This window comes from Streptomyces sp. NPDC055400, from assembly GCF_053644375.1.
In genome coordinates, this window is the sequence record NZ_JBSHLM010000013.1 from 308,741 (window position 1) to 314,740 (window position 6,000).

At 69.5% G+C, this 6,000-nt stretch carries 3 protein-coding genes and 1 pseudogene; 3 read left to right on the forward strand and 1 reads right to left on the reverse strand.

The window, feature by feature from the left end; genetic code table 11:
- Positions 1–122: 122 nt before the first annotated feature.
- Entirely contained in the window at positions 123–731 is a 609-nt protein-coding gene (locus ACWIGU_RS31570; RefSeq protein ID WP_454405078.1) for a YceI family protein, read from the reverse strand.
- Positions 732–975: 244 nt separating this feature from the next.
- Between ACWIGU_RS31570 and ACWIGU_RS31575 the strand changes: the two genes are divergently transcribed.
- From ACWIGU_RS31575 to ACWIGU_RS31585, 3 genes and pseudogenes are all read left to right on the forward strand, one after another.
- Positions 976–1,485, forward strand: a complete 510-nt coding sequence (locus ACWIGU_RS31575; RefSeq protein ID WP_454405079.1) for a hypothetical protein — start codon at positions 976–978, stop codon at positions 1,483–1,485.
- 118 nt (positions 1,486–1,603) lie between these two features.
- Positions 1,604–5,449, forward strand: coding sequence for an endo-alpha-N-acetylgalactosaminidase family protein (locus ACWIGU_RS31580; protein ID WP_454405080.1), 3,846 nt, complete (start codon positions 1,604–1,606; stop codon positions 5,447–5,449).
- Positions 5,450–5,791: 342 nt separating this feature from the next.
- Positions 5,792–6,000 (forward strand): annotated as a pseudogene (locus ACWIGU_RS31585) (methylmalonyl-CoA carboxyltransferase); the annotation flags it as partial.

Genomic DNA, 6,000 nt, shown 5'->3' on the forward strand with positions numbered 1-6,000 from the left:
TGTTGCCGCTCGCGCAGACCCCCGTATACGACGAGAGCCCGCCCTTCGCCCGCGGGGGACGGGAAGGACGGGCGTGCTCGTGGTGCGGGGAGCCGTGAGGGGTCCGGCTCGCGGCGGCAGCGTCAGGCGGCGTTCTTGATCGCCGAGATGTCGAAGGTCAGCTTGATCTTGTCCGAGACGAGGACGCCACCGGTCTCCAGGGCCGCGTTCCAGGTCAGGCCCCACTCGGAGCGCAGGATCTCGCCCTTGCCCTCGAAGCCGACGCGCTCGTTGCCGAACGGGTCCGTCGCCGAGCCGTTGAACTCGAGGTCGATCGTGACCGGCTTGGTGGTGCCGAGGATCGTCAGGTCGCCGGTCATCCGGTAGTCGTCGCCGCCCAGGGACTCGGCGGAGGTGGAGCGGAACGTCATCGTCGGGAACTCGTCCGTCTTGAAGAAGTCGGAGCTCTTCAGGTGGGTGTCACGGTCGGCGGAGCCGGTGTCGATGCTGTCCATCGTGACGTCGATCGACGCGGTCGACTTCGCCGGGTCCGCGCCGTCCAGGTGCAGGGTGCCCGACGACTCGGTGAACGAGCCCTTGACGTTGGTGACCATGGCGTGGCGGGCCACGAAACCGATCGTGGTGTGCGCGGGGTCGATGGCGTAGTCGCCGGTCAGCGCGGCGAGGTCAGGGCCGGCGGTGCCGGCGGCTGCGGGGGTGGCGTTGTCGTTCTTGCGGCTGAAGAGACCCATGACTGCTCCTTGGGGACGGGGCGGGGCGGGGGAGTCCGTTGAATGTTTAACGTTCAACGAGAACGACTGTAGCGCCGTTCTGTTCAACTTTCAACATAAAGCTCCTCGTGTCTCCTCGATTACACCCTGTCGTCATCGGACGCGCTCTGGCGGACGCGCGTAGAACTCGGGCACTATCTCCTTGCTCCACCTGCACAGCCGTCTCACCGTCAGCACGGTCACCAGCAGGAAGGACCTCCTCCCCATGAGAATCCGCTCGGTCGTGAGCGCCCTCGCGCTCGTACTCGGCGCCCTCTTCGCCCCCGGCTTCGGTGTGTTCAGCTCCGCCACCGACGCCCAGGCCGCCACCAAGATCAGCCACGCCACCGCGACCTCGATGTTCCGCGAGGTCGGCATCACCTGGTCGTCGTCCGGCGGCTGCTCCGACCGCAACAACCCCACGTGTACGTCCTTCGAGCAGCTCAACCTCGCCACCGCGCAGGGTGCCCAGACCCTCAAGCGCGCCACCGGCTGCGCCCTGAACATCACCGGCGGCACCGAGACCGGCCACGCGAGCGGCACCTACTCGCACTGGAACGGCTACAAGCTCGACTACGGCAAGAACACCTGCGTCACCAGCTACATCAAGAACGTGTTCACCTACATCGGCCTGCGCGGCGACGGTGCGCCGCAGTACAAGTCGGGCTCCGGCAACATCTACGCCGACGAGGGCAACCACTGGGACGTCCTCTACTACAACTGCGGCGGCTGCTGATCCAACCGGCGCCCGCAGGCGCTGACTTGGACTTCCGGGCGGCGGTTGTTGGACTGCCGCCGCCCGGAAGCGCCGAGTCCGTTGACCGGCCGCGCCCGCCCCCGATACCCAGTCCCCTATGTCACGAAGATCTCGCGCCGCCTGCGCGGTCGCAGTCGCCGCCGCATCGTCCGCCGTGTTCGCCCTCACGGGCCCCGTACTGCCGGCCGCCGCTGACCCCGCGCCCGCCGTGGCGCAGGCCGTCATCGGATCCGCGCAGCTGTCCGTCGCCGTCGCCGACGACTTCCCGCGCGTCCTGGCGTACACCGACCGCGCTTCCGGGGCCGAGCTCCTGGGGAGTACGAGCCCGGTGGACAAGGTCACGCTGAACGGCAAGGCGTACACGGTCGCCGTGAAGGGCGCCCCGGTGCTCACGGGGTCCAAGGCCTCGTACACGCTGACCTTCCCGGATCTCGCGGGCGTCGAGATCGACGCCTCGCTCAGCGTCAGCGGGCGCGCGACGACCTTCAAGGTGACCGCCGTGCGGGACACCGCGGCCTTCCGGGTCGGCACGATCGACATACCCGGGCACGACCTCGTCTCCGTGGGCAGCTCGGACGGCGGCGCCGAGACCGCGTTCACGACGCTGGACAACGACTCGACGCGCACCGCCGACGTCTTCGCCAAGGTCACGGCGGACACCACGGCCGACGCCTCGCCCGTCGGCGCCTCGTACGCCCTCGTCAACACCGGGCGGCTCGCCGCGGCCGTCGAGTCCAACTCGACGTACGACAAGCCGAGCGGGAAGACGGGCGGCGACGACGCCCGCTTCTGGCATCAGGCGCGCAAGTCGGCCGACGGCTCCACCCGCGTCGGCGTCTGGTCGGGCCAGTGGACCTACCGCGGCGACGGCGCCCCCGAGCCCGCCACCGGCAGCGACCTGCCGTGGGCCAAGGTCGTCGTCACGCCCGACGCGAACGGCGACGGCAAGGTCGACTGGCAGGACGGTGCGGTCGCCTTCCACTCGATCGGCGTGCAGGCGAAGGGCAGCGAGGGCACGGCGGACCGGGTCATCACCCACATCCCCTTCAACTTCGCCAGCCAGGCCACGCACCCCTTCCTGCGCACGCTCGACGACGTCAAGCGGATCTCGCTCGCGACCGACAACCTCGGCCAGTTCGCCCTGCTCAAGGGCTACGCCTCCGAGGGCCACGACTCCGCGCACCCCGACTACGGCGGCAACATCAACAAGCGCGCCGGCGGCCTCAAGGACCTCAACAAGCTGCTCAAGGGCGGCAAGAAGTTCGGCACCAGCTTCGGCGTCCACGTGAACGCCACCGAGGCGTACCCCGTCGCCAAGCACTTCACCGGCGACCTCGTCGACCCCAAGGCCCCGGGCTGGAACTGGCTCGACCAGAGCTACTACATCGACCAGCGCCGCGACATCAACAGCGGCGACCTCGCCGCCCGGTTCAAGCAGCTGCGGGACGAGACCGACCCGAACCTGACGACGATCTACATCGACGTGTACTACACGCACGGCTGGATCGCCGAGAAGACCGCGCAGGCCGTCCGCGGGCAGGGCTGGAACCTGGCCACCGAGTGGGCCGACAAGTTCGAGCGCGAGTCCCTGTGGTCGCACTGGGCCAACGACCTCGACTACGGCGGCGCCACGAACAAGGGCCTCAACTCGAAGATCATCCGCTTCATCCGCAACGGCGAGAAGGACGTCTGGAACAACGACCCGGTCCTCGGCCAGAGCGCCATCGCCGAGTTCGAGGGCTGGACCGGCGAGAACGACTGGAACACCTTCTACGACAACGTCTGGCAGCGCGACCTGCCCGCCAAGTTCCTCCAGCACCAGCAGATCACCCGCTGGAACGGCAACGACGTCACCTTCACCGGCGGGCTGCGCGGCACGGTCGAGGACGGAAAGCGCACCTTCTACGACGACGGCAGGAAGGTCCTCGACGGGACGGCCTACCTGCTCCCGTGGGACGGCGGCAAGAAGCTCTACCACTACAACAAGGACGGCGGCACCACGAGCTGGGCCGTGCCCGGAGCGTCGTACGTGGTCTACAGACTCACCGACAACGGCCGCGTGAAGACCGGCACCGTGCGCGCCGCCGACGGCAAGGTCACGCTGAAGGCCGACGCCAAGCAGCCCTACGTGCTCTACCCGGCGGACAAGACCCCCGAGGCCGTCGACCCGGCCTGGGGCGAGGGCACGCAGGTCAAGGACCCCGGCTTCAACGACGCCCGTCTCGCAGCCTGGGACACGTCCGGCACCGTCAAGCGCGACACCGACGACCACGGCCGCAACAGCGCCGCCCTGAGCGGTACCGGCACCGCCGCGATCGAGCAGCGCGTGAGCGGACTCGACGCGGGCAAGCGCTACACCGCCTCCGCCTGGGTCGAGGTCGAACCCGGCAAGTCCCGCCGTACGACACTCGGTGCGGGCAGTAAGTCCGTCGCGGTCGAGCACTCCACCCTGGAGAACAGCGTCGCCTCGAACGACTGGGCCGGCACCTACATGCAGCGCGTGAAGGTCAACTTCACCGCGCCCGCGAGCGGCGCCACCACCGTACGGATCGAGGCCGCCAAGGGCTCGTCCGCCAGGGTGCGCGTCGACGACGTACGCCTGGTGAGCAACGCCCCCACGACGAAGCCCGGCACCGTCGTGCACGAGGACTTCGAGGGCGTCGACCAGGGCTGGGGCCCCTTCGACAAGGGTGACGCCGGCGGTGTCACCGACCCACGGACACACATCGCCCAGAAGCACGCCCCGTACACGCAGGCCGGCTGGAACGGGAAGCTCATCGACGACGTCCTCGACGGCGACGAGTCCCTGAAGGCCCACGAGGAGAACACCGGCGTCGTCTACCGGACCTCCACGGCCGACGTGCCGATGACGGACGGGCACGCCTACAAGGTCGCGTTCGACTACCAGTCCAGCGACGCGGGCGCCTACCAGTGGGTGAGCGGCTACGACCGGATCGCCGCCGACGGCACCCCCGACCAGGTCGAGACCGCGAGCACCCCGATCGGGCAGCAGCGCACCACGGGCCACTACGAGGGCACCGTCACGGCGGGCTGCGGCGACAGCTGGACCGGCCTGCGTAAGCTCGAAGGGGCCCCGGACGGCGCGGACTTCGTCCTCGACGACTTCACCGTCACCGACCTCGGCCCGGCGAAGGAGAAGGCGGCCTGCGGCACCCTCGCCCTGAAGTCGGACGAGACCCTGGAGCCCGGACAGCCCAACAAGGTCGAGGCCACCTTCGCCAACTACGAGGCGAGCGAGGTCAAGGGCGCGTCCGTCTCGCTCGACCTGCCCGAGGGCTGGAAGGCCGAGCCCGCGGGCCCGGTGACGCTCGACCCGGTCGCACCCGGCGCCAAGGCGACGGCCACCTGGCAGGTCACCCCGCCGGTCGACGCCAAGTACCAGTCGTACCAGCTCACGTCGAAGGCGACGTACACCGTCGGCGACAGCACACGGACGCTGACCGCGGGCTCCACCGTGCGCACGCTCCCGCCGCCGCCCACCACGGACACCTACGCCAGTGACCTGGACTGGACGGCCATGGAGAACGGCTGGGGCCCCGCCGAGAAGGACATGGAGAACGGCGAGACCGGCGCCGGCGACGGCAAGCCGCTGACCGTCAACGGCACGGTCTACGCCAAGGGCCTCGGCACCGCGTCGCCCGGAAAGATCCGCTACTACCTCGGCGGCAAGTGCACCTCGTTCACCGCCGAGGTCGGTGAGGACGACTCGCAGGGGACGCGCGGCAGCGTGCAGTTCTCCGTCGAGGCCGACGGCACCCAGAAGGTCCAGTCGCCGGTCCTCAAGGCCGCCGACAGCGCCTGGTCCCTGACCGCTGACGTGAGCGGCGCCAAATACGTCGACCTGATCACGGGCGACGGCGGCGACGGCCCGGGCAACGACCACGCCGACTGGGGGGACGCCCGCTTCCACTGCGGTAGTTGATCCCACCGGGCCCCGGGGCCCCGCTCCCAGCGGCGGGGCTCCTTCCGCGCACACCGGCCGGCTCTCAGCCGCGAGCGTCCTCCTGCGCCGGCAGGGGCGCGGTGGTGGCCACGGGCCGTAGGCTGCGGCTGCGCGTCACTCCGGGGGTGGCATGTGTGAGCCATCGGTGTGAGGTGACTCTCAGCTGGGCCATTTGTGTGACCCCTACAAGACGGCAGGGCCCTGAGCAGTCACTTCGCCTGCATGGCGATGGCGTTCTGTTCGGGGGTACCAGGAAAACGGGCCGGAGACTGTACGGAGTCGACGGCCCGTTTTGCTTGGTCGCCTTCGTAAGGTCGCTACATGACCGTTTTGGACGACACCGCCTCCGCCGGTTCCCCCGGGGATGAGCCCACCGACGCGCGTGGACGCGTGGCCGAGTTGCACGCGATCCGTGAGCAGGCGCTGCGCGGACCGAGTGACAAGGCGACCGAGGCCCAGCGTGCGAAGGGCAAGCTGACCGCGCGTGAGCGGATCGAGCTGCTGCTGGACGCGGGGTCGTTCAACGAGGT

Excerpts from the sequence above, each read along its gene's own strand:
- ACWIGU_RS31580 (WP_454405080.1), top strand. The coding sequence starts at position 1,604 with ATGTCACGAAGATCTCGCGCCGCCTGCGCGGTCGCAGTCGCCGCCGCA.
- ACWIGU_RS31570 (WP_454405078.1), bottom strand. The coding sequence starts at position 731 with ATGGGTCTCTTCAGCCGCAAGAACGACAACGCCACCCCCGCAGCCGCC.
- ACWIGU_RS31575 (WP_454405079.1), top strand. The coding sequence starts at position 976 with ATGAGAATCCGCTCGGTCGTGAGCGCCCTCGCGCTCGTACTCGGCGCC.